The sequence below is a fragment of the Bradyrhizobium symbiodeficiens genome (assembly GCF_002266465.3).
Taxonomy (GTDB): Bacteria; Pseudomonadota; Alphaproteobacteria; order Rhizobiales; family Xanthobacteraceae; genus Bradyrhizobium; species Bradyrhizobium symbiodeficiens.
The window spans coordinates 5,140,812-5,161,241 of the sequence record NZ_CP029427.2 but is presented as its reverse complement, the minus strand read 5'-3'; the positions used below and the strand labels follow the sequence as shown (position 1 = coordinate 5,161,241).

Below are 20,430 nucleotides of genomic sequence, written 5' to 3'. Positions count from 1 at the left end.
CCGGGCTGCTACACGCCGCGATTGCTTCGGGATGTTGCTGCCGCGGCACAGCCTTTGGGCCGAAGCTGGCGTATGTTTCCAATCACAAAATCGTGCGGAGGGGTTACTCATGAAGCGGATCGTGATTGGGATTGCGGCGGCGATGTCGCTGTTCGCGACAGGTGCACTTGCTGCCGATATCGCGGCGCGTCCCTACGTCAAGGCGCCAGTGATGGACCCCGTCTGGAGCTGGACCGGCTGGTATGTCGGCGCCAATGGCGGCTACAGTTGGGGCCGTTCGCGGACCGACGTCTCCTACGTCAATTCGGCAACGGGTGTGCCGGTTGCGCCTCCAGCCGGCTCCATCACCGGTGCATCGTTTGACATGAATGGCGGCGTCGCCGGCGGTCAGGCCGGCTATAACTGGCAGAGCGCCAATTGGGTCTATGGCCTTGAAGGCGACTTGCAGTGGTCGGGCGAACGCGGCAGCGCCACATCGACCTGCTTGATCACCACGATTGCTGGCGGCCCCTGCCTTCCCGGTTTGACGTTCGCTCCGGCTGGCCTTGGAACCTCCACCACCCTGACGGTCGATCAGCACCTCCAGTGGTTCGGCACGGTTCGTGGTCGCGTCGGCATCCTGGCGACCCCTAAAGTGCTGTTCTACGGCACCGGTGGTCTGGCCTTCGGTGAGATCAAGACCACCGGCACCATGACCGGCTTCACCCCCGCTGGCGTCGCGATTGCCTCGATCGGCACGAACTCGACGACGCGTGCGGGCTGGACCGTCGGTGTTGGTGTCGAAGGCAAGATCACCCAGAACTGGAGCGCCAAGCTCGAATATCTCTACATGGATCTCGGTCGCTTCTCGTCCGGTCCGTTCACGCTGGCGCCGCTCTCTACGATCAACGCCAACGTCTCGTCGCACTTCACCGACCACATCCTGCGCGCCGGCATCAATTACCAGTTCGGCGGTCCGGTCGTCGCGAGATATTGAGCAGATACTGAACCAACAAAGGCGTCAAACAACAAGCAAAGCCCGGCCTCGTGCCGGGCTTTGTCGTTTCTGTCCGATCTTTGATCGGCCTCGCCCCGCAGTCGCCTTGCTGCGATCGCGAGCCGCTCCTCCAAACGACCGACATTCGATCGCAGGACGCGAGCCGAACGGCTCTTCCCTAGTGTTGCCGCACTGAATCGCTCGCGCATCTTCGCGTCCGCGGTCAGGCAATGCCGTTTCTCGAGGGAAGATTGATGACACGAACTCTGCTGGTTGCGTCCGCGATCGCCATGCTGCTCGCGCCGCGAGCTTTCGCCGCCGATCTGGCGGTGCCGCACATCTATACCAAGGCGCCGCCGGTGGCCGCGGATCCCGGATACAATTGGAGTGGTTTCTATGCCGGCATCAATATCGGCTACGGCTGGGGCCGCTCTTCCACGACAGCGAATTTCATCGACAGCAGGGCCGGCACAGGGCTGAGCTCGAGCGCTGGAGCGTTCGATCTCAACGGCGCCATTGGCGGCGGACAGATCGGCTACAACTGGCAGCGCGACATGTTCGTGGTCGGTCTCGAAGCCGACTTTCAGGGCGGCGGACAGAAGGGCCGTTTCGACGCGTTGTGCGCCGGCGCGCCCGACGGTGTGCAGGACGGCGTCTGCACGCCGGGCCATCGCGGCGACAACACGTTCGATCCCGCGCTGCCGGTGACGTTCGATCTCACCCAGAAGCTCGACTGGTTCGGCACCGTCCGCGGCCGGCTCGGCGTCGCCGTGACGCCGCGTGTGCTGCTCTACGGTACCGGCGGCCTTGCCTATGGCCGCGTCTCCACCTCGGGCAGTGTCAGCGCAATCAATGTCGGCGGCTTCCCCGGCGCAGACGGCGGAACGTTCACACCGGTTGCAGCAAGCTTCAGCAGCAGCACGACCAAATTCGGCTGGAGCGCGGGTGCCGGCGTCGAAGGCGCCTTCGCCGACAATTGGAGCGCCCGGCTCGAATATCTCTATGTCGATCTCGGAACGGTGTCCGGCTCGCTCACAACGCCCGTGATCGCGCTTAGCGGCGCGCCGCTGGTCGTCAGCTATCGCTCGCGCGTCACCGACAACGTCTTGCGCTTCGGTCTGAACTACCGCTTCAGCGGCACGTGAGCCGCCACATGGCTCTTGAAGTCAAAAGCCCGGCGCGAGCGCCGGGCTGTTGTCGGTGGTGACGTCAGCGCGGCGCTCACACCACCTTGGCATCCCGCAGCTGTGCGATCTCGTCCGCGCTGAGGCCGAACTCCTTCAGGACCTCTTCGGTCTGCTCGCCGAAGTCCGGCGGCCGCGCCACCATTTTGCTCGGCGTGCGCGACAGCGTCACGGGCTGGCCGACCAGGCGGATGTGGCGGTCCTCGTCGTTCGGCACGTCCTGGGCGATGCCGAGATGTTTGACCTGCGCGTCCTCGAACATCTGGTCGATGGCATAGATCGGCCCACAGGGTACGCCGGCCTCGTTGAGTTCGCGGACCCAGCTATCGGTCGATTTGGTCAGCGTGCGCTTCTCGATCTCGGCGTTGAGCGCGTCGCGGTTCTTGGAGCGGGCCGGTGCCGTCGCATAGTCCGGATGGCTGTAGAGCTCGGGCGCGCCGATCGCCTGGGCGCAGCGCTCCCAGATCCGTCCGCCCGTGGTGGCGATGTTGATATAGCCGTCCGAGGTCCTGAACACGCCGGTCGGAATGCTGGTCGGGTGGTTGTTGCCGGCCTGCTTGGCGACTTCCTTCTCCATCAGCCAGCGCGCGGCCTGGAAGTCGAGCATGAAGATCTGCGCCTGCAGCAGCGAGGTCTGCACCCACTGTCCCTTGCCCGAAACTTCGCGCTCCAGCAGCGCGGTGAGAATGCCCATGGCGCAGAACAGGCCCGCCGTGAGGTCGGCGACGGGAATGCCGACCCGCATCGGGCCTTCGCCCGGCGCCCCGGTGATCGACATCAGCCCGCCCATGCCTTGCGCGATCTGATCGAAGCCGGGCCGCTTGTGATAGGGGCCGTCCTGACCGAAGCCGGAGATGCTGCCATAGACGATGCGCGGGTTGATCGCGGCAAGGCTGTCATAGTCGATGCCGAGCTTCTTCTTCACGTCGGGCCGGAAATTCTCGACCACGACGTCGGCCCTGGCGGCGAGGCGCTTGAACAAAGCGAGCCCGCGCTCGTCCTTCAGGTTCAGCGTCATGGCCCGCTTGTTGCGGTGCAAATTCTGGAAGTCGGAACCCCGGCGAGGTCCGCCCGGCTGCTCGCCGCCGGAATCCTCGGTCAGCGCGTCGATCTTGACGACATTCGCCCCCCAGTCCGCCAGCTGCCGCACGCAGGTGGGCCCGGAGCGGACGCGGGTCAGATCGAGCACGGTGAAGCGCGACAGGGCTTCCGAGGCATGCGGAAAAGGCATTTTGAGACGCTCCGGGACAGATTGCGGGCCTACCATAGTGCCGAAAGATCACCCGACAAGCCGGCCCGGCGCCGATGCCGCCTGCCGAAATGCCATGCCTGATGCGGTGTCCGGGCGATCACCGCGACAAGCGCTTCAACTCCGCGCGCGCCTGCTCGGCCAGGGGGGCGTCGCCGTGGCGTGCAATGAAGAGTTCGAGGGCCTCACGCGTTCCCTTACGGCGGGCGGCCTCGTATTCCTCTGCCACCGCAACGGCGGGATCGCGGGCCATCGGCATGGTGGGCGCACGGGCCGCCTTGCCGCTGTCGTCCGCCTTGGCCTTTTCCACCATGACAGGCAGTCCTCCGAAGGGTTGATGGTCCAGGCCTGCGAGCGCCATCAGGGCGCCGAACAAGCCGGCCGGGAGTGAACGTCGTGGCATGAAAAGCCCTGCAAACTACGGGTGCCGCGGGACCCGGAGGCCGCTGCCGGGGTCCCGTATGACTACGGGATTTGATGGCTAACGAAGCCCTATGGAAGAGCGCGGGCGCCGCTGCCCAATTTAAACCAAACGTTCAACTCTCAAGCTAGAATTATGTGCCGTCGCGGCGAATCACGCGCGATGCGTTGCTCTGGAGAGTCCATTGGCTACCGCTGTTAACGTCAGTGCCACCAACAACGCCGAGATCGACGGCTTGCTGTCGGGTGCCAAATGGTCTGGCACGATCACTTACAGTTTTCCCGATGCAACGAGCGACTATGCCAATCCATATAGCGGCGGCAACGGCGAGCCGACGACGTCCGGCCTCTCAGCGGTGCCCACGCAGATTCAGGCGGCGATCAACTACGCGATCGGGCTGATCCTCAGTTACACCAACGCCGACATCCAGTACGCGGGCACGAACGGCGCCGACATCATGGTCGCGCAGTCGCCGGCGGCCAATCCGACCGCCTACGCCTACTATCCCGGCAATTACGCCTCCGGCGGCGACGTCTGGTTCGGCACCCAGTACAATTTCTCGCTGGCCAAGCTCGGCAATTACTACTTCACCACCGCGTTGCACGAGCTCGGCCACGCCCTCGGCCTCAAGCACAGCCAGGAGACCGGTGGCCCGGCCAACATCGCGGTGCCGAGCGCGCATGACGACAGCGAATACACCGTCATGAGCTATCGCAGCTATGTCGGCGGTTCGACCACGTCCGGCTACACCAACGAAGCCTACGGATATTCGCAGACCTATATGGCCAACGATATCCTCGCGCTGCAGACGATGTACGGTGCGGACTACACGACCCAGAGCGGCAACACCGTCTACACCTGGAATCCGACCACGGGGCAGGAGTTCATCAACGGCGTCGGGCAGCTCGCGCCGGGCGGCGGCGTCGGTGGCTCGGCCAACCGCATCTACGAGACGGTCTGGGACGGCGGCGGCGTCGATACCTTCGACCTGTCGAACTACACGACGAATTTGAGCATCAATCTCAATCCCGGCGCCTCGTCGGTGTTCTCCTCCGTGCAATTGGCTTATCTCGGCGATGGCCATTACGCGTCGGGCAACGTCTACAACTCCTATCTCTATAACGGCGACGCACGCTCCTACATCGACAACGCCATCGGCGGATCCGGCAACGACACCATCGTCGGCAACGCCATCGCCAACACGCTGAACGGCGGCGGCGGCAACGACGCGATCACCGGCGGAGCGGGCAACGACACCATCATCGGCGGCTCGGGCACCGACACCGCGGTGTATTCGGGCAGCCGGGCCAACTATTTCGTCGCGTATAACGTGGCGACCCAGACGTTCACCGTGACGGACCAGCGCAGCGGCGCGCCTGACGGCACCGACAGCCTCGCGAGCATCGAGTATTTCCAGTTTGCGGACGGCACGGTCGCAAGCTCCAGCCTGATGACGACCGTGATCGAGACGTTCGGATCGACCAGCCTGGTGCTGACCGGCGGCAACTATCACATGGACAGCATCGCGACCGGCACCGGGCCCATCCTGAAATATGCGGGCTCAGCGGTGATCGCGGCGAATTGGGGCACGTGGTCGGTGATCGGCGTCGAGCAGGTGTCGGGCGGCGGCTACGACGCGGTCTGGAAGGATTCTGCGAGCGGCCAATATTCGGTGTGGAGCACGGACAGCAACGGCAACTTCCTGACCACGCTCGGTTCGGCTCCTCAAATGCTGGGAACCGATCCATCGCTGAAGGCGCTCGAGGCCACGCTGCAGCAGGACCTCAACGGCGACGGTATCACCGGCGTTCCCGCTGCCTCGAGCACGACGATCGAGGCGTACGGATCGACCCGCCTGGTCCTGTCCGGCGGCAACTACCACATGGAAAGCATCGCGACCGGCACCGGGCCTATCCTGAAATATGCGGGCTCTGCGGTGATCGCGGCGAATTGGGGGACGTGGACGGTGATCGGCACCGAGCAGGTGTCGGGCGGCGGCTACGACGTGGTCTGGAAGGAGTCGACGAGCGGCCATTATTCGGTTTGGAGCACGGACAGCAACGGCAACTTCCTGACCACGCTCGGGTCGGCTCCCGACGTGCTGGGAAATGATCCGTCGCTGAAGGCGTTGGAGTCGACGCTGCAGCAGGACCTCAACGGTGACGGCACGATCACCGCCACTGTTGTCAGCGGCACCACCATCGAGGCGTTCGGATCGACCCGCCTGGTTCTCTCCGGCGGCAACTACCACATGGACAGCATCGCGACCGGCACCGGGCCTATCCTGAAATATGCGGGCTCTGCGGTGATCGCGGCGAATTGGGGGACGTGGACGGTGATCGGCACCGAGCAGGTGTCGGGCGGCGGCTACGACGTGGTCTGGAAGGAGTCGACAAGCGGCCATTATTCGGCCTGGAGCACGGACAGCAACGGCAACTTCCTGACCACGCTCGGTTCGGCTCCCGAGATGCTGGGGAGCGATGCAGCGCTGAAGGCACTGGAGCCGACGCTGCAACAGGACCTCAACGGCGACGGCACGATCGCGACCCCCGTTGCCAGCGGCACCACGATCGAGTCCCTGGGATCGACTCGTCTGGTCCTTTCCGGCGGCAACTACCACATGGACAGCATCGCCACCGGTGCCGGACCTGTCTTGAAATATGCGGGCTCTGCGGTGATCGCGGCGAACTGGGGCACGTGGAAGGTGATCGGGGCCGAGCAGGTGTCCGGCGGCGGCTATGACGCGGTCTGGAAGGACTCGTCGAGCGGCCATTACTCGGTGTGGAGCACGGACAGCAACGGCAACTTCATCCGGACGCTCGGCTCGGCTCCCGAGATGCTGGGGAGCGATGCAGCGCTGAAGGCGCTGGAGCCGACGCTTCATCAGGATCTCAATGGCGACGGCACCATCGGCGCAGCGCCGCCCGCGACTGCGGGGCTCGGGAGTTCCGGTGACGGCTTTGCGTTCAATTTCGTGCAGAGCGAGACTTCGTTGGCCACCGTATCCGAGGTACCGGACGCCATGCCCGCACCGGTCAATTTGCCGACTGCGTCAGAGCTGTGGACACAACAGTTGGCTAGCCACGATTCGGCCGTGAACGACATTCTGGCCGATTTTGTTCACAACTTGCAGGGACACGGCTTTCTGCTGAGCTGACAGTGCTGGTCTTCGGCGACGGGCGGGATCGGGTTGTGCCTGCTGACGCTGGCCTTCGCAGTCCCGGTCCACGCCCAATCGTTCCGCCAGGGCGTCTCCGCTTTCCATCGTCTGGACTACGTCACGGCATCCCGCATCTTCATCCCGCTCGCCGAACGGGGCAGTACTGCGGCCTGAAGGCCTGCGGGCTCGGGGTGTTCGGAGGGAGCGGTGCGGAGCGTCACACGAAGACGCGATGCCGGTGTTTCGCCCGACGCGTCAAATCGCCGGTCAAAACCGTCGTGAGTGCACTCTCTAAGCCATTGATAACGCAGCCGCCGTCTACTGTGCATGGGGTTGTTTTCGCAATTTTTGATGTGAGCAGGGTCCGCAATGACGATTATCCAATCGCGCCCGCTTCCTCCTGTTCTGTTCTGCATTTCAGGCCATCCTGGCCATCTCGCCCGGGGTGGGCCGGATGGTGTGGGTTGATGATGCCGCGGATCGGAACTAGTTTGGCGCTGATGCCTCGCCGTCGTGTGGCGCGGCCGGTCGCAGGGGAATATCGATGTCCGGGTGGCTGAGGCCGATAGGATTGGCCACGCTCTGCATGTACCGATCCGCTGCCGCGAGCCCACCCACAGATGCCGGGGGCAAGCTGGCGATGCCGGGCCCGGCCGATCCGTCGTTCTCCCCCTTCGTGCCGCGCTCGACGCCGAAGAACGGCGAGTCGGATGGGCTCTGAGCGCTGGCGGGCGCGCGGCCGATTGCTCGACGGGAAGGACGCGGCTTGACCGACAAGCAAATTGACGCGCCCGGCACGGCCGACGGTTCGAGCAGGCCTGGCGGCATCGGTCGCGCCCGCCGCCTCATGCACGGCTGGTCCGCCAACCTGGTCCAGATGGCGCTGGGGCTGTCTCAGCAGCTCCTGCTCATCCCGGCCTTCCTGCATGTCTGGACCGGCGACATGCTCGCGGCCTGGCTCGCGATCTATGCGGCGGGAAGCCTCGTCGTCGTGGCGGATGCCGGACTGCAGCTTCGCGCGATCAACCGCTTTCTCGCGTTCAAGGCTTGCGCCGATTGCGACGGGCGCACGGCGCAGTTTTACGCGGCGTTGCTCCGGATCTATCTCGCCATCGTGGTGGTGCTGGGTGTCCTGCTGTGCGCAGCGGTGGTCCTCGCGACGCCATCGGCGGTGCTCGGCTTTCAGGCCACGCCGACATTCGACGCTGCGATGCTGGTGATGATTTTGGGCATGCTTCTGACCGTGCCCGCCAACCTCGTCTCCGGCCTCTACCGGGTGCGCGGCCATTACGGCCGGACGGTCTGGCTGCAAAACGCCGCGCTGCTGCTCGGACAGATCGCCCAGCTCGCGGCGCTCGCATGGTTCGGCAGCCTGCTTGCGGTCGCGATCGCCTTCGTGTCGATGCAGCTGCTGTTCGCGATCCTGCTCGCTGCGTTCGACGCGCCGCGACTGTTTCCGTTCCTGCGCCGCGCCGGCAAGCCGCCGTTGGTGGCGCCATCGCTGCGCTGGAGCGTCGGGCAGTTCGGCCGCGCAGTGCCCTTCGCGGTCGCCAACATCACCGAGCTTGCGCTCATCAACGTTCCGGTGCTGCTGGTCTCCGCGCTGGTCACGAACCGCGTCGCGGTGGCGCAATGGGGCCTGACGCGCGTGATCGCGAGCCTAGTGCGCGGTCTCTGCCTCCAGGTGACGCTACCGCTCGCCGCCGAGCTCGGCCACGACCATGCGGTCGGCGACAAGGATCGGCTGCGTCGGCTCTACGCCCACGGCTCGGTGTTCGTGACCGGCCTCGCCTGTCTGATCGTCGCGGGCCTGCTGCCGTTCTGGCCGGACTTCTTCGCGTTGTGGACCCATGGCAGCATCCCCTATGACGCGCCGCTCACGGTGACGCTGCTGCTCGGCTCGGCGGCCGTCGCGCCATCGCTGCTGGCTCTGGTCTTCGCCAATCACAGCAATCGCGGCGATCTCCTGATCCGGACCAAGGGCCTCCAGCTCGTGGTCTTCCTGGCGCTGTCCTTCGTCCTGATCCCGCAACTCGGACCGCTGGGCGCAGCACTCGCCGTGGTCGCGAGCGACATCCTCATCCAGTTCGGATTGCTCGCGCTGATCGTCATGCGGCAGACACTGCACCATCCGTTCAGGCACATTGCCTTCCTGTTGCTCATGGCCGTCATTGTCGTGGGAACAGGCTGGCTGATCGGGCAGGCGATCATCGCGCTGGTACCGGGAAGCGGGCTCGTGCACTTCATCGTGGAATGCGCGATCTGGCTGGCCGCAGTCGGCACGCTCGCAAGCCCACTGTTGAGCGGGGCGCTGCGCGAACGCCTGAGGGCGCGCATTCCGGCATAGGACGATTCAGCGCGCGGTCAATGCCAGCCGGTGCTTCAGCCGTTCCAAATGACGCGCGAATTGCGCGTGGCCGGCCTTGGTCTCCTCGGCAAACTGCGCGAGGCGGAGGTGACCGGCCGCACGCAGCCGCTCGCGCGTGCCGTCGGCGCGCAGGCTGACGATCGCATCCGCCAGCGAACGCGGGTCGTCATAGTCGAACAGGATCGCGGCGTCGCCGGCCTGGGTCTTGAAGGCCTCGGGATAGATCACCGGCGTGCCGACCGCCCAGGCTTCAAGCGGCGGAAGATTGGTCGGACCGAAATAGCTCGGCATCACGAGCGCCGCGGCGCCGCGATACAGTGCGCCGAGCTCGGCGGACTCGACGAAGCCGATGATGGAGATCTGGTCCGACAGGCCGTAGGCGCGGATCGCCGCATCGATCTTGTCGCGGCCGCCGCGATCCGATCCGCACAGCACCAGCCGTTCAATGATGCCCCTCTCGCGCAAGCTTGCCAGCGCCGCGAGCAGCGTCATGTGGTTCTTGTGCGGCCAGAATTGCGCCGGATAGAACAGATAGCCGGGTTTGAGCCGATATCGTGACAGCACCGCCTCGTCGTCGGCGGCGTCGGACGTGGACTGGCTGACATAGGTGGAGGGCGAGAACGGGATGCAGACCGCGCGCTCCTGTTCCATGGCATAACGGCGGCTGAGATCGTCGATCAGCTCCGGCGCGTTGACGATCACGATCGCCGCCTTGGTGCTGGCGAGGCCGAACAGGATCTCGCGGCGCTCGAATTCGCCGAACGTCCTGACTTCCGGAAATTCCGGTGCGTCGCGGTGGCAGCCGTCGAAGATCGTGATGATGAACGGCAGCTCGTAGAGCAGCAGGTGCCGCTTCGAGGTCGAGGTGAAGTGCACGACATCGATGCCGTCGCGGATCAGCGCACGCTCGAACGGCGATTTCAGCTTCAGCGCGATCTGGACGAGATCGAACGGCCCGCAATATTTCAGGAACAGGAAGACATGGTCGAGCGGGCCGAACTTGAGCAGACGCGCCGTGACGGCGAACTCCTTCAGGATGTCCAGGGTCTTCGGATAGGGCGAGTACACCACGATCTCGTTGCCCGACCTGGCCGCCCAGTCGCGCAGCCAGAGCAGGTCGTTGAGCGGCTGCTGAAAGCCGCCGCCGACCTCGAGCGCCTGTTCCAGCATCACGGCGAGCCGCAGCGGTCTCACGGTGCAACACTCTTTCTGGCGACCGCATAGGCCGCCCAGCTCTTCGAGTTCGGCGCGTCCTGCGTCAACCATGCGGCGTGAGCGGCGGGCTCGAAGCCGCTCGCCGCAAGCGCCGCGTCGATCTCGAACGGAAACCAGTAGCGCATGTGGTGCGCTTCATCGACACGCCGGATCGTGGCGCGATCCATGTCCTCGCAGAACAGGGTGTAGTTCACGGTGACGGTCGCGGCCTGTTCGTCATGATCGGATTGCGCAATGCGGGTGAGGCGCAGCGGCTTCTGCTCGATCACCTTGACGCGCGTCTCGACGCCTTGCGCCAGCACGGCGCCGCCGTACCAATAATCGAAGAAGAAGACGCCGCCCGGCTTCAGCGCCGCGTGGGCCGTGCGGAACATGGCGGTCAGCGCATCGCGGCTGGTCTGATAGCTTGCGACGTGGAATAGCGACACCACGGCATCGAAGTCGCGTTCGGGACCCGTCTCGCAGGCATTACCCTGCCGGAACGGAATCGAAAGCCCGGCCTGCCCGGCGCGCGTCTTGGCGCGCGCGATCATCTCGTCGCTGAGATCGACGCCGGCAACATTCCATCCCTGGCGCGCGAAGGCGAGCGCATGCAGGCCGGTGCCGCAACCGAGATCGAGCAGCTTGCCCGAGGAAACGCCGTGGTCGCGCAGGCGCGCTTCGACGAATGCCGTCTCGGCCGCGTAGTCCTTGTCCTGATAGAGAAGATCGTACCAGGGCGCGTAGTCGGCGAACACCGTCACGCCAGGATCTCCTTCAGCGCCGCGGCCGATCGCGCGATCTCGTCGTCGGTCAGGGCAAGCCCGCTCGGCAAATAAAAACCGCGCCGGGCGATGTATTCCGCGTTCGGATGGCTTTCGTCGCGCATCAGGCCCATCCGGCGCAGCACCGGCTGCTCATGCATGCACCAGAAGAACGGCCGCGTCCCGATGCCTTTTTCGCCGAGGCGCCGCATCGCCTCCTTGGCGTCGAACGGTACCTCGTCGTTCAACACGACGCCGTAGACCCAGTAGATGTTGTCGGCATAGCCAGTGCGGGCGACGGGGCGGCGGATGCGATTGAGGCCTGCGAGGTGTTCGTCATAGAGCCGGCCGATCCGGCGCTTGATCTCGACCGTGCGCGGCAGGCGCTCGACCTGGGCGACGCCAAGCGCAGCCTGGAGGTTGGTCATGCGCGCGTTCCAGCCGAGCTCCTCGTGGACGAAGCGTTGCTGCGGCTGGAAGCAGAGATTGCGGTAACCTTGCAGCCGATCGGCGAGCGCGTCGTCGTCGGTGAGGATCATGCCGCCTTCACCGGTCGTGACGTGCTTGTTCGGATAAAAGCTGAAGGTCGAGACGTCGCCGAAGCTGCCGCAGGGCGCACCGCGATAGGTCTGGCCGTGCATCTCGGCGGCGTCCTCGATCACCTTCAGATCGTGCTTGCGGGCCAGCGCCAGGATCGGATCGAGATCGACCGGCAGACCGTAGATGTGAACCAGCATGATCGCGCGCGTGCGCGGCGTGATCGCGGCTTCCACGCCCTCGGCCGTCATGTTCCAGGTCGCGGCATCGCAGTCGACTCCGACCGGGACGAGGCCGGCACGCACCAGGGCAGCGGCGCAGCTGATGATCGTGAAGGTCGGGATGATGACTTCCGACCCCTCATCGAGCCCAAGGGCATGGACGGCGATGTCGAGCGCGACCGAGCCGTTGGTGACGGCGATGCCGTGTCGTCGCCCCGCGGCCGCGGCCATCGCCTGCTCGAAGCGCTTGATGAACGGTCCCTCCGAGGAGATCCATCCGGTCCGGATGCATTCGGCGAGATAGTCGGCTTCGTTACCGTCGAGCAGCGGCGTGTTGACGGGAATGAACGGTGCAGTCACAGGTTTGGGCCTTTGATCCGGATCTCGGACGGGGAGGCTTCGGCAAACCGGGTCTTGTCGTTCTCGCCGGAATAAGGACCTTGCTTGATCTCGAACATCTCGAGCGGCTCGAGCACGTGGAAGCCGTGAGCACCGCTGCAGAGCAGGATGATGTCGCCGGCACCGAGCACGCGGCTTTCGAGATATGTTTCCTCGACGGTGTAGAAGTCGACCTGGAGCTTGCCCTTCTGGATCAGCAGGACCTCCTGGGTGTAGTGCACCTCACGCGTCACCTTGTTGTGGCGGTGGGGCTCGATGGTCTTGCCTTGCGGATGGCTCATGAAGGCGAGCTGCTGGGACAGCTCCGGTGTCGAGAAGAAATGGATGCCCGGCTCGCGGAACGAGGCCCGCACGATGATCGCGTAGAGCTGGTCGCCGAATCGAACCTGTTCGACGTGTTCCATCGTGAGCCTCAAAAAATCGCTGTGATTAGAGTGAGATAGCTGTCTCACTCTGCACTTTGGCCATTTTGGCCGGGACCGTCAAGGGCGGACGGGCGTGGCGCTCGGTTCGCCCGCCGGTGTGGAATTCAGCCGGTGTATCCGAGGATCTGTTCGACACGCCGACGGAAGGTATGGGTGGCAAACGTCCTTGCCTGTCCCGCCCTGGCGATGGACTGGCGCGCCGTATCGTCGGCAAGATACCGATCGATCAACGCGAGACAGTCCTCGACGCTACACCATGCGATGACCTCGCGCTCGGGAGCGAACAGCGTGTGCAGATTGTCCTTGAAGTCGGTGAGCAGAAACGCGCCGACGCCGGTCGCTTCGAACAAGCGGGCATTGCCAGCCTCGCGACCGGCCATGTCGATGTGCGAATTGAGGGTGACGCGGGAGGCGCGCAGTGCCTGGTACATTTCAGCGCCCCACACCTCGCCCTGGTAGCAGCGGTGCAGCGGCGAGGAGGCGGGAAGGGAATGCAGGCCGCTGCCGAACAGTTTGAGATCGTAGCGCCGCGCCACCGCTTCGAGCTGCGCGACGCGAAGCTGGTGATCGGCCGATACCGCACCGACGAAGGTGACGTCGAAGGCCTGCGAAGGTGGCGGAGGCAGGACGTCGAGGATACCGGGCTCGAAGGCGAGATGGACCACTTCCGCGCGCGCTCCATGGGCACGGAAGAAATCCACCACCGCAGCCATCTGCGAGATCATGAGATCATAGACCGACCAGTCCTCGCCGCGTGAGGGCGAGATGCCGATCTGGCCGATCAGGATCGGGCGGCCGATCCCCTTGATCCGGCGCGCCAGGCGCGTGTCGACGTGAAACAGATCCTGGTTGAGGACGAGATCTGGCTTGAAGTCCTCGATCTGCGCCAGCAGGATCTTTTCCGCTTCGGCATCCAGGCGCGGGCTGAGGCCGACCTTGCGCGCGAGCGGCCGCAGCACCGGCTTGAAGGGGGCGACCGCGCGTTGTAGCCAGCCGGGAACGGCATCGCGCGCGGCCGGCGTGCCGGGCGGCGGCGGCTCGGTGACGGCAAGGCCGTGCTCGCGCGCCCAGGCCGCCCGCATCCAGGGATTGTTGACATGGATGTCGGCGGCGGCGTGCCCGAGGCCGGCGAAATTGCGCGAATAGAAATCGGCGACGCCGAACAGGCTGGCGTTCCGCGCCGCCATCTGCGCCGCGTAAGGCTCGTTCTCGAGGCCGGGCGTACGCCGGTACAGCCAGGCGAGGAAGCGCGGATAGTCGGCATTGAGGATCAGGATGCGCACGGCGTTACGGCTTTTCTTCGAACAGGGTGCGGGGCATCACGTACCAGAGCAGGAAGAGGATCGCGGTGCCATGGGTGAGCATGGCGACGGAGAGCGGCACGTTGAGCAGGACGTGCGGCAGCACGCCTGATGACATCAGGACGAAGCGAGGCGGAAGCCCTGCGGAGGTGCGGTTGCCGAGCGCCAGCACGAAGCCTGCTGCGAGCGCGGTCAGCGGTGCGAGCCAGGGACCGACCGACGCAATGCCTTCGGTAGCAAACAGCGACGCATTCACATTGCCGAAGTCGTAGGCGTTCTGCATGACCACCGCGAGCGGCTCATCATAAGGACAATGCATCAGCGGCTTGAGAACGGAGATCTGGCAGAACCAGGTCAGCGGGTGGTTAGCGAAGAAATCATTGTAGAGTTCGAGCGCGCCCGATGCCGTCGCCATCATCCGGATGTTGACGATATCGAAATACCTGCCGGGAATGCTCCGCAGGCTCGCCTCCGTCAGCCAGATCACGAGCAGCCCGATCAGCATCGGAACGAAAATCGAGGCGATGACCGATGCTCTCGCCTCCAGGAGCCGCGACAGCACGACCAGCGCGATCAACCAGGCCGGCGTGAAGAACGCGAACTTCGTCAGGGTGATGGGATAGAACAGCAGGAGCAGGACCAGGACCAGGACGGCGCGGATGCGGCGGCCGAGCAGCCAGTAGCACGCGAAGACGAACGGCAGCAGCGTGCTGGAAACCCAGCCGATGAGATATCGCAGCGCTCCCGGAAATTCGAGGGTGTCGCGATAGTCGTAAATGCGCGAGATCGAGACCAGCCGAAAATTGTAGGTCGCGGCCACCGCGATCGTGGCTACGGAGATCGCCAGAATGAGCGTGAGCAACTGCTCGAAGCGGACGTTGGAGAGGATCACGAACTGCCGCAGCGGTGCCCGGATGAACAGCATGGGCATCAGGCATAGCAGCAGCGCCAGTGCCGCCGAAACTCCGGCAAGCAATCGCGGGTAATTGTAGTCGGAGAAGACGTCGATCCAGAGGAAGCCCAGGATCATCGTGTAGAAATAGAATCCGACGAAATAGCCGAAGCAGAAGCGGACGGAGGCGAACAGCAGCGAGACGAGGGAAAAGCCGGCCGCAATGATGACCGCGATCCAGAGGCGCCTCGGGTTGAAGTCGATGGAAAGCTGGAAGGTCGCAACCTCGATCAGCGACAGGCAGGTGACGGCGCTGTGCAGCAGCACCAACCTCGTCAGCGCGGCTTTCGTGTCCAGGCGGGTGCGCAGATCGCTGATGATGCCGGCCAGTGCGCTCATTGTGGAAGCTCGCTGCGGACGATGGAGGTTGCGAGCAGGTCAGGCGATGTCGAGCGAGTGCTTGAAGTAGGCGATCGTTTCCTTCAGCCCGTCCTCGAGTGCGACCTTCGGCTCCCAGTTCAGCATCGCCTTCGCCTTGGCGAGGTCGGGCTGGCGCTGGCGCGGGTCGTCCTGCGGCAGCGGCTTGAACACCAGCTTGGACCGCGAGCCCGTGAGCTTGATGACCTTTTCGGCGAGTTCACGGATCGTGAACTCGGAATTGTTGCCGAGGTTGATCGGGCCGGTGATGTCTTCCGCCGTCACCATCAACCGCATGATGGCCTCGACGAGGTCGTCGACATAGCAGAACGAGCGGGTCTGCCCGCCGTCGCCGAAAACGGTGATCGGCTCGCCCTGGAGCGCCTGGACGATGAAGGACGACACCACGCGGCCGTCATTCGGCTGCATGCGCGGACCGTAGGTGTTGAAGATGCGCGCGACCTTGATCGGCAGGCCGTGCTGGCGCCAATAGTCGAAGAACAGCGTCTCGGCGCAGCGCTTGCCCTCATCGTAGCAGGAGCGGATGCCGATCGGGTTGACGTTGCCCCAGTAATCTTCGGTCTGCGGATGGATCAGCGGATCGCCATAGACCTCGCTGGTCGAGGCCTGAAAGATGCGCGCCTTGAGCCGCTTGGCGAGCCCCAGCATGTTGATGGCGCCGTGCACCGAGGTCTTGGTGGTCTGCACGGGATCGCGTTGGTAGTGGATCGGCGAGGCCGGGCAGGCCAGGTTGAAGATCGCGTCGACCTCGAGGTAGAGCGGAAAGGTGACGTCGTGCCGGATAGCTTCGAACAGTGGATTTGCGATCAGATGGGCGATGTTGCGCCGGCTGCCGGTGAAATAATTGTCTGCGGATACCACTTCGGCTCCGGCATCGAGCAGTCGCTCGCATAGATGCGACCCGATGAACCCGGCGCCCCCGGTGACGAGGATGCGGCTGTTCCTGTAGTTTTCAAACGGCATGATCGGGTTCCAGCTGGATCTCGGGACGGTCTCCCGGTGCGGCGGCAGAGTGGTATCGGCTACGGGTGAAAACGCCAAGGGCTTTGTGGGTAACAAAATACCACTTGATATCGGAAGTGGTTTGAGACCGATGGATTTTCCAGGTCCCGCCACTTCGTATAGAAGCCGTCTGGAGTACGCGGGGAGCGTGCCTCCGTTCGGAGCAGGTGAATGAAAGTCGTAATTCTTGCGGGAGGCCTGGGCACGCGAATCGCGGAGGAGACCACCACGCGACCGAAGCCGATGGTGGAGATCGGCGGGCGGCCGATCCTGTGGCACATCATGAAGATCTACAGCCGTTATGGCTTCCATGATTTCGTGATCTGCCTTGGCTACAAGGGCTTCATGATCAAGGAGTACTTCGCGAACTACTTCCTGCACATGTCCGACGTGACCTTCCACATCGCCGAGAACCGGATGGAAGTGCATCGCGAGACGGCCGAGCCGTGGCGGGTTACGCTCGTCGACACCGGCGAGGACACCCAGACCGGCGGCCGGCTGAAGCGGGTGTTGCCTTATGTCGCGGACGAGCCCTTCTTCGCATTGACCTATGGCGACGGTGTTGCCGACATCGACCTGGCCGCCGAGATCGCGTTCCACAAGGCGCATGGGCGGCGCGCCACCGTTTCGGTGGTGCGGCCGGCCAAGCGTTTCGGCGCGATCGCGATCGAGGGCGACCGGGTCGTCAATTTCGAGGAAAAGCCCAATGACGACGGCGGCTGGATCAATGGCGGTTTCTTTCTGTTGTCGCCGTCGGTCGGCGAGTTGATCGCAGGCGACAACACGATTTGGGAGCGCGAGCCGATGGAGCAGCTCGTGCGCGGCGATGATCTTCGCGCCTACGTGCATCCCGGCTTCTGGCACCCGATGGACTCGCTGCGCGATCGTAACTTCCTCGAGGGTGAGTGGGCCGGCAACCGTGCCAAATGGAGGGTCTGGTGACTGATCCGGCATTCTGGCGCGGCAAGAAGGTCTTTCTCACCGGCCACACCGGCTTCAAGGGCGCGTGGGCGTCGCTGCTGCTGCGCCGCCTCGGGGCCGACGTCTACGGCTATGCGTTGCCGCCGACCCACCAATCCGCGCTGTTCGTCACGGCGCGCATCGCCGACGACATCAAGCACCGCATCGCCGACATCCGCGATCTCGCCACCTTGCGCGCCGCAATGGCGGAAGCCGAGCCCGACATCGTCATCCACATGGCGGCGCAAGCGCTGGTGCGTCCGTCCTATGAAGAGCCGGTCGAGACCTTTGCGACCAACGTGATGGGCACGGTGCATGTGCTGGAGGCGGCACGGCCTCTGCGCTCGGTGCAGGTGATCCTGAACGTCACCAGCGACAAGTGCTACGAGAACAACGGCAACGACGCCGCCTTCGGCGAGGGCGACCGGCTCGGCGGTGACGACCCCTACAGCAACAGCAAGGCCTGCGCCGAGCTCGTGACGCATTCCTACCGCCATAGTTTCTTCAACGCGAAGGGGGCGGCGCGCGTCGCGACCGCACGGGCCGGCAACGTGTTCGGCGGCGGCGACTGGGCGCGCGACCGCCTGGTGCCCGATGCGATGCAGGCGTTCCTGGCCGGCGAGGCGCTCCGCATCCGCAATCCCAATTCGGTGCGGCCCTGGCAGCACGCGCTCGACCCGGTGCTCGGCTATCTCTCGCTGGTCGAGCGATTGGCGGGCGATGAGCGTTTCGTCGGGGGCTGGAATTTCGGACCGGATACCGCAAGCGAGGTGCCGGTCGGGACCGTGGTCGATCGTCTGATCGCGCTGTGGGGCGACGGCGCGCGGTGGACGGCCGATTCCGGCCCGCATCCGCACGAAGCCGCCTATCTCAGGCTCGATTGCGCGAAGGCGCGGAGCGAACTCGGCTGGACGCCCCGGCTCGATCTGGCGCAAGGCCTTCAGCTGACCGTCGATTGGTACAAGGCGCTGCGCGAGGGCCGGGACCTGCGCAGCTTCTCGCTCGATCAACTCGACCAGGTCGCTGGCGCCGCGCAGGCCTGATCAGACCGGCAGATCCAGGATCTCGGCAATGCGGTCCTCTGCCGACATCGCGTGCTGCAGGTGCTCGCCCGACAAGACCGCCAGATAGGATTTGAGCAGGACGACGAGCACGAGGATGGCGCGCTCGACGTCGGGCGAAAGACCGGTTCGGCCGAAGGCGGCCTCTTGCAGGAACGGCCGGTTCTCCATGAAGGTCAGCCAGTAGAGGTAGTCGTAGCCGGCGATGCCCCGGAATGCATCTTCCCAGTCGATGACGCGCCGCACGCCGCCCTGGAGCATGATGTTCTTGGGCCCGAAATCGCCGTGACAGAGCGCCTCGGGCAAATCCGCCAGACCATCCCCGAGCAGCGCAATCAGCCTGCGCACCTCGGTCGCGCCGGCCCGATCCAGCAGGCCGCGGCTCGAAAGCGTCTCCAGTGCCCCTGCGGCGGACGCCAGATAGTGATCGAACGAGGCAAGCCCATCCGGCTGCCAGTCCTTGAGCCGCTCACTGCACGCGGATGCCATTGCGGCGGCATCAGCGGGGGGCATCGGGGCGGCCTGTGGCACCAGCGCGGGCATCATGAGGCAGAGCCGCGCCGCTCCATTCGCGAGCGGGATCTCGAATCGTTCGAGCACGACCGTGTTGCCATGGAGTTGCTCGAGGATGTCGGCTTCCTTGGCGAGGTTGGCGCGCGCACGCGCCCCCGGCAGATGGGTCTTCAGAAACCGCTTCTCGCCGGAGATATCCGCATCGTAGCAGGCACCGAGGGTACCGCCGGGCGCCGGCGCGACGGTGGCGTCGCGGCCCAGGGATTGCAGATGCCGTCGCAGCGCGGGCAGGAGGCGCGCGCGATCGGCGGCGATGTCGGGGCGGTCGTCGGTCTCGAAGAACGCGATCTTACTCAGCACGATAGAGCGGGCTCAGATAGTCGATCCGGTCGTAACCGAAATGACGGGCGAGTGCGGCGGTGCCCTGTGCAATCTGCTTGCGCTCCTGGTCCGAGAGCTCCTGGATCACGGCCTGGTTGTAGTCCTTGGTGCTCTTGAGCACGGTTCCCCAAGGTGCGATGGAATCCTTGATCTCGACGCCGTTCCAGCTCGGATAAAGCATGGAGTCGGCGAACGGCACGCCGATGAATCCGGCCGCCTCGGTCATGAACTTGCGCTTGTCGTCGACGAGGTCCTCGTAACGGAAGATCCGCACGTTCTCGGGATACATTTTGGCAAACATCTCGACCGTCGAGTGATAGATGTTCCAGGTGATCAGGTATTTGGTCAGCGGCTGCGGGAACGGGCGGCGCTTGGTGTCGCGGTAAGCCGAGAACGGATTACGCACGATGTGCAGGATGCGGACGTTGGGAAAGTCGCGCACCATGCGATCGGCATCGATCCCGATGGCGGGCGAGTAGCCGACATGGACCATGCCCGGCCGCGGCTTGACGTAATAGTTCTCCCAGGCTGCGAAGGTCGCGCGGAAGAAGGCTTCGATCACCTGGCGGCGGAAGATCGGCGGCTCGCCGACGATGCGGGCAAACTCGGCGACCCGCTTCTTCTCGTCCATCACGCAGTCCGCATCGCGGAACTTGGAGCCGTTGCGCTTGCGCAGGAAGGTCTTCAACTCCTCGTCGATCATCTGCTCATAGAGCTCGGTAGCCGTCAGCCCCTCCGGGAATTCGGGATAGCGGTACTGGACGCGCTCGACCGAGGCGAGGAAGTCGTTGAAGTTGCGGTTGCCGAGCTGAGATTCAAAGGGATAGACGAGCAGGTCGGGATGGCCGTCGAAGTGACGATGGGTGACGTTTCCGCCGTGCTCGAAGCCTGCGGAAACCATGGCCAGCCGGAAGTCATTCATGCGTCTACCCCTGCGTCGTCGAACCTCGATCTGGCCCTCCGTTTAGCCGCATGGGCCGGATA

At 64.6% G+C, this 20,430-nt stretch carries 18 protein-coding genes; 7 read left to right on the top strand and 11 right to left on the bottom strand.

Going from position 1 to position 20,430, the window contains the following annotated elements; genetic code table 11:
- The first annotated feature begins 109 nt into the window (after nt 1-109).
- Entirely contained in the window at nt 110-976 is an 867-nt protein-coding gene (locus CIT39_RS24275; RefSeq protein WP_094972564.1) for an outer membrane protein, read from the top strand.
- A gap of 254 nt (nt 977-1,230) precedes the next feature.
- Nucleotides 1,231-2,121: an outer membrane protein gene (locus CIT39_RS24270; RefSeq protein WP_094972669.1), complete on the top strand. Its 891-nt coding sequence runs from the start codon at nt 1,231-1,233 to the stop codon at nt 2,119-2,121.
- 76 nt (nt 2,122-2,197) lie between these two features.
- Here CIT39_RS24270 and CIT39_RS24265 read toward each other — a convergent pair whose 3' ends face one another.
- Together CIT39_RS24265 and CIT39_RS24260 are read right to left on the bottom strand one after the other, a co-directional pair.
- On the bottom strand, nt 2,198-3,391 hold the full coding sequence (locus tag CIT39_RS24265) for a CaiB/BaiF CoA transferase family protein (RefSeq protein WP_162308654.1): 1,194 nt from the start codon (nt 3,389-3,391) through the stop codon (nt 2,198-2,200).
- Between the two features lie 118 nt (nt 3,392-3,509).
- Nucleotides 3,510-3,812: a hypothetical protein gene (locus tag CIT39_RS24260; RefSeq protein WP_094972562.1), complete on the bottom strand. Its 303-nt coding sequence runs from the start codon at nt 3,810-3,812 to the stop codon at nt 3,510-3,512.
- A 202-nt stretch (nt 3,813-4,014) separates the two neighbouring features.
- Between CIT39_RS24260 and CIT39_RS24255 the strand changes: the two genes are divergently transcribed.
- The 3 genes from CIT39_RS24255 to CIT39_RS24245 all read left to right on the top strand — a co-directional run bounded on the left by CIT39_RS24255 (nt 4,015) and on the right by CIT39_RS24245 (nt 9,337).
- Nucleotides 4,015-6,987 carry a M10 family metallopeptidase C-terminal domain-containing protein gene (locus CIT39_RS24255; protein WP_094972561.1) on the top strand — a complete coding sequence of 991 codons (2,973 nt, stop codon included), beginning with the start codon at nt 4,015-4,017 and terminating at the stop codon, nt 6,985-6,987.
- Nucleotides 6,988-7,576: 589 nt separating this feature from the next.
- A complete protein-coding gene (locus CIT39_RS24250; protein ID WP_274542488.1) occupies nt 7,577-7,711 on the top strand; it encodes a hypothetical protein in 135 nt (44 codons plus the stop codon).
- A gap of 45 nt (nt 7,712-7,756) precedes the next feature.
- Nucleotides 7,757-9,337 carry a lipopolysaccharide biosynthesis protein gene (locus CIT39_RS24245; protein WP_094972560.1) on the top strand — a complete coding sequence of 527 codons (1,581 nt, stop codon included), beginning with the start codon at nt 7,757-7,759 and terminating at the stop codon, nt 9,335-9,337.
- 6 nt (nt 9,338-9,343) lie between these two features.
- Here the strand turns inward: CIT39_RS24245 and CIT39_RS24240 are convergent, their stop codons facing one another.
- The 7 genes from CIT39_RS24240 to CIT39_RS24210 form a co-directional block, all read right to left on the bottom strand.
- Entirely contained in the window at nt 9,344-10,552 is a 1,209-nt protein-coding gene (locus CIT39_RS24240) for a glycosyltransferase family 4 protein (RefSeq protein WP_094972559.1), read from the bottom strand.
- Entirely contained in the window at nt 10,549-11,316 is a 768-nt protein-coding gene (locus CIT39_RS24235; protein WP_094972558.1) for a class I SAM-dependent DNA methyltransferase, read from the bottom strand. The genes CIT39_RS24240 and CIT39_RS24235 overlap by 4 nt, the downstream gene beginning before the upstream one ends.
- Complete coding sequence (locus CIT39_RS24230; RefSeq protein ID WP_094972557.1) at nt 11,313-12,434, bottom strand: DegT/DnrJ/EryC1/StrS family aminotransferase; 1,122 nt, start codon at nt 12,432-12,434, stop codon at nt 11,313-11,315. The genes CIT39_RS24235 and CIT39_RS24230 overlap by 4 nt, the downstream gene beginning before the upstream one ends.
- A complete protein-coding gene (locus CIT39_RS24225) occupies nt 12,431-12,877 on the bottom strand; it encodes a cupin domain-containing protein (RefSeq protein WP_094972556.1) in 447 nt (148 codons plus the stop codon). The genes CIT39_RS24230 and CIT39_RS24225 overlap by 4 nt, the downstream gene beginning before the upstream one ends.
- Before the next feature lie 125 nt (nt 12,878-13,002).
- The gene (locus CIT39_RS24220) at nt 13,003-14,181 is read right to left on the bottom strand and encodes a CgeB family protein (RefSeq protein ID WP_094972555.1); all 1,179 of its coding nucleotides are present in this window, start codon (nt 14,179-14,181) and stop codon (nt 13,003-13,005) included.
- A gap of 4 nt (nt 14,182-14,185) precedes the next feature.
- Entirely contained in the window at nt 14,186-15,490 is a 1,305-nt protein-coding gene (locus CIT39_RS24215) for a hypothetical protein (protein WP_094972554.1), read from the bottom strand.
- Between the two features lie 39 nt (nt 15,491-15,529).
- Nucleotides 15,530-16,492 carry a UDP-glucuronic acid decarboxylase family protein gene (locus CIT39_RS24210; protein WP_094972553.1) on the bottom strand — a complete coding sequence of 321 codons (963 nt, stop codon included), beginning with the start codon at nt 16,490-16,492 and terminating at the stop codon, nt 15,530-15,532.
- Nucleotides 16,493-16,702: 210 nt separating this feature from the next.
- On the opposite strand from CIT39_RS24210, the gene rfbF reads away from it, so the two are divergent.
- Together rfbF and rfbG are read left to right on the top strand one after the other, a co-directional pair.
- Nucleotides 16,703-17,473, top strand: coding sequence for a glucose-1-phosphate cytidylyltransferase (gene rfbF / locus CIT39_RS24205; RefSeq protein WP_094972552.1), 771 nt, complete (start codon nt 16,703-16,705; stop codon nt 17,471-17,473).
- Nucleotides 17,470-18,534, top strand: a complete 1,065-nt coding sequence (gene rfbG / locus CIT39_RS24200; protein WP_094972668.1) for a CDP-glucose 4,6-dehydratase — start codon at nt 17,470-17,472, stop codon at nt 18,532-18,534. The genes rfbF and rfbG overlap by 4 nt, the downstream gene beginning before the upstream one ends.
- Here rfbG and CIT39_RS24195 read toward each other — a convergent pair whose 3' ends face one another.
- Complete coding sequence (locus tag CIT39_RS24195; protein ID WP_094972667.1) at nt 18,535-19,425, bottom strand: phosphotransferase family protein; 891 nt, start codon at nt 19,423-19,425, stop codon at nt 18,535-18,537. It abuts the gene before it with no gap.
- Nucleotides 19,415-20,368: a sulfotransferase family protein gene (locus tag CIT39_RS24190; RefSeq protein WP_094972551.1), complete on the bottom strand. Its 954-nt coding sequence runs from the start codon at nt 20,366-20,368 to the stop codon at nt 19,415-19,417. The genes CIT39_RS24195 and CIT39_RS24190 overlap by 11 nt, the downstream gene beginning before the upstream one ends.
- Nucleotides 20,369-20,430: the final 62 nt, after the last annotated feature.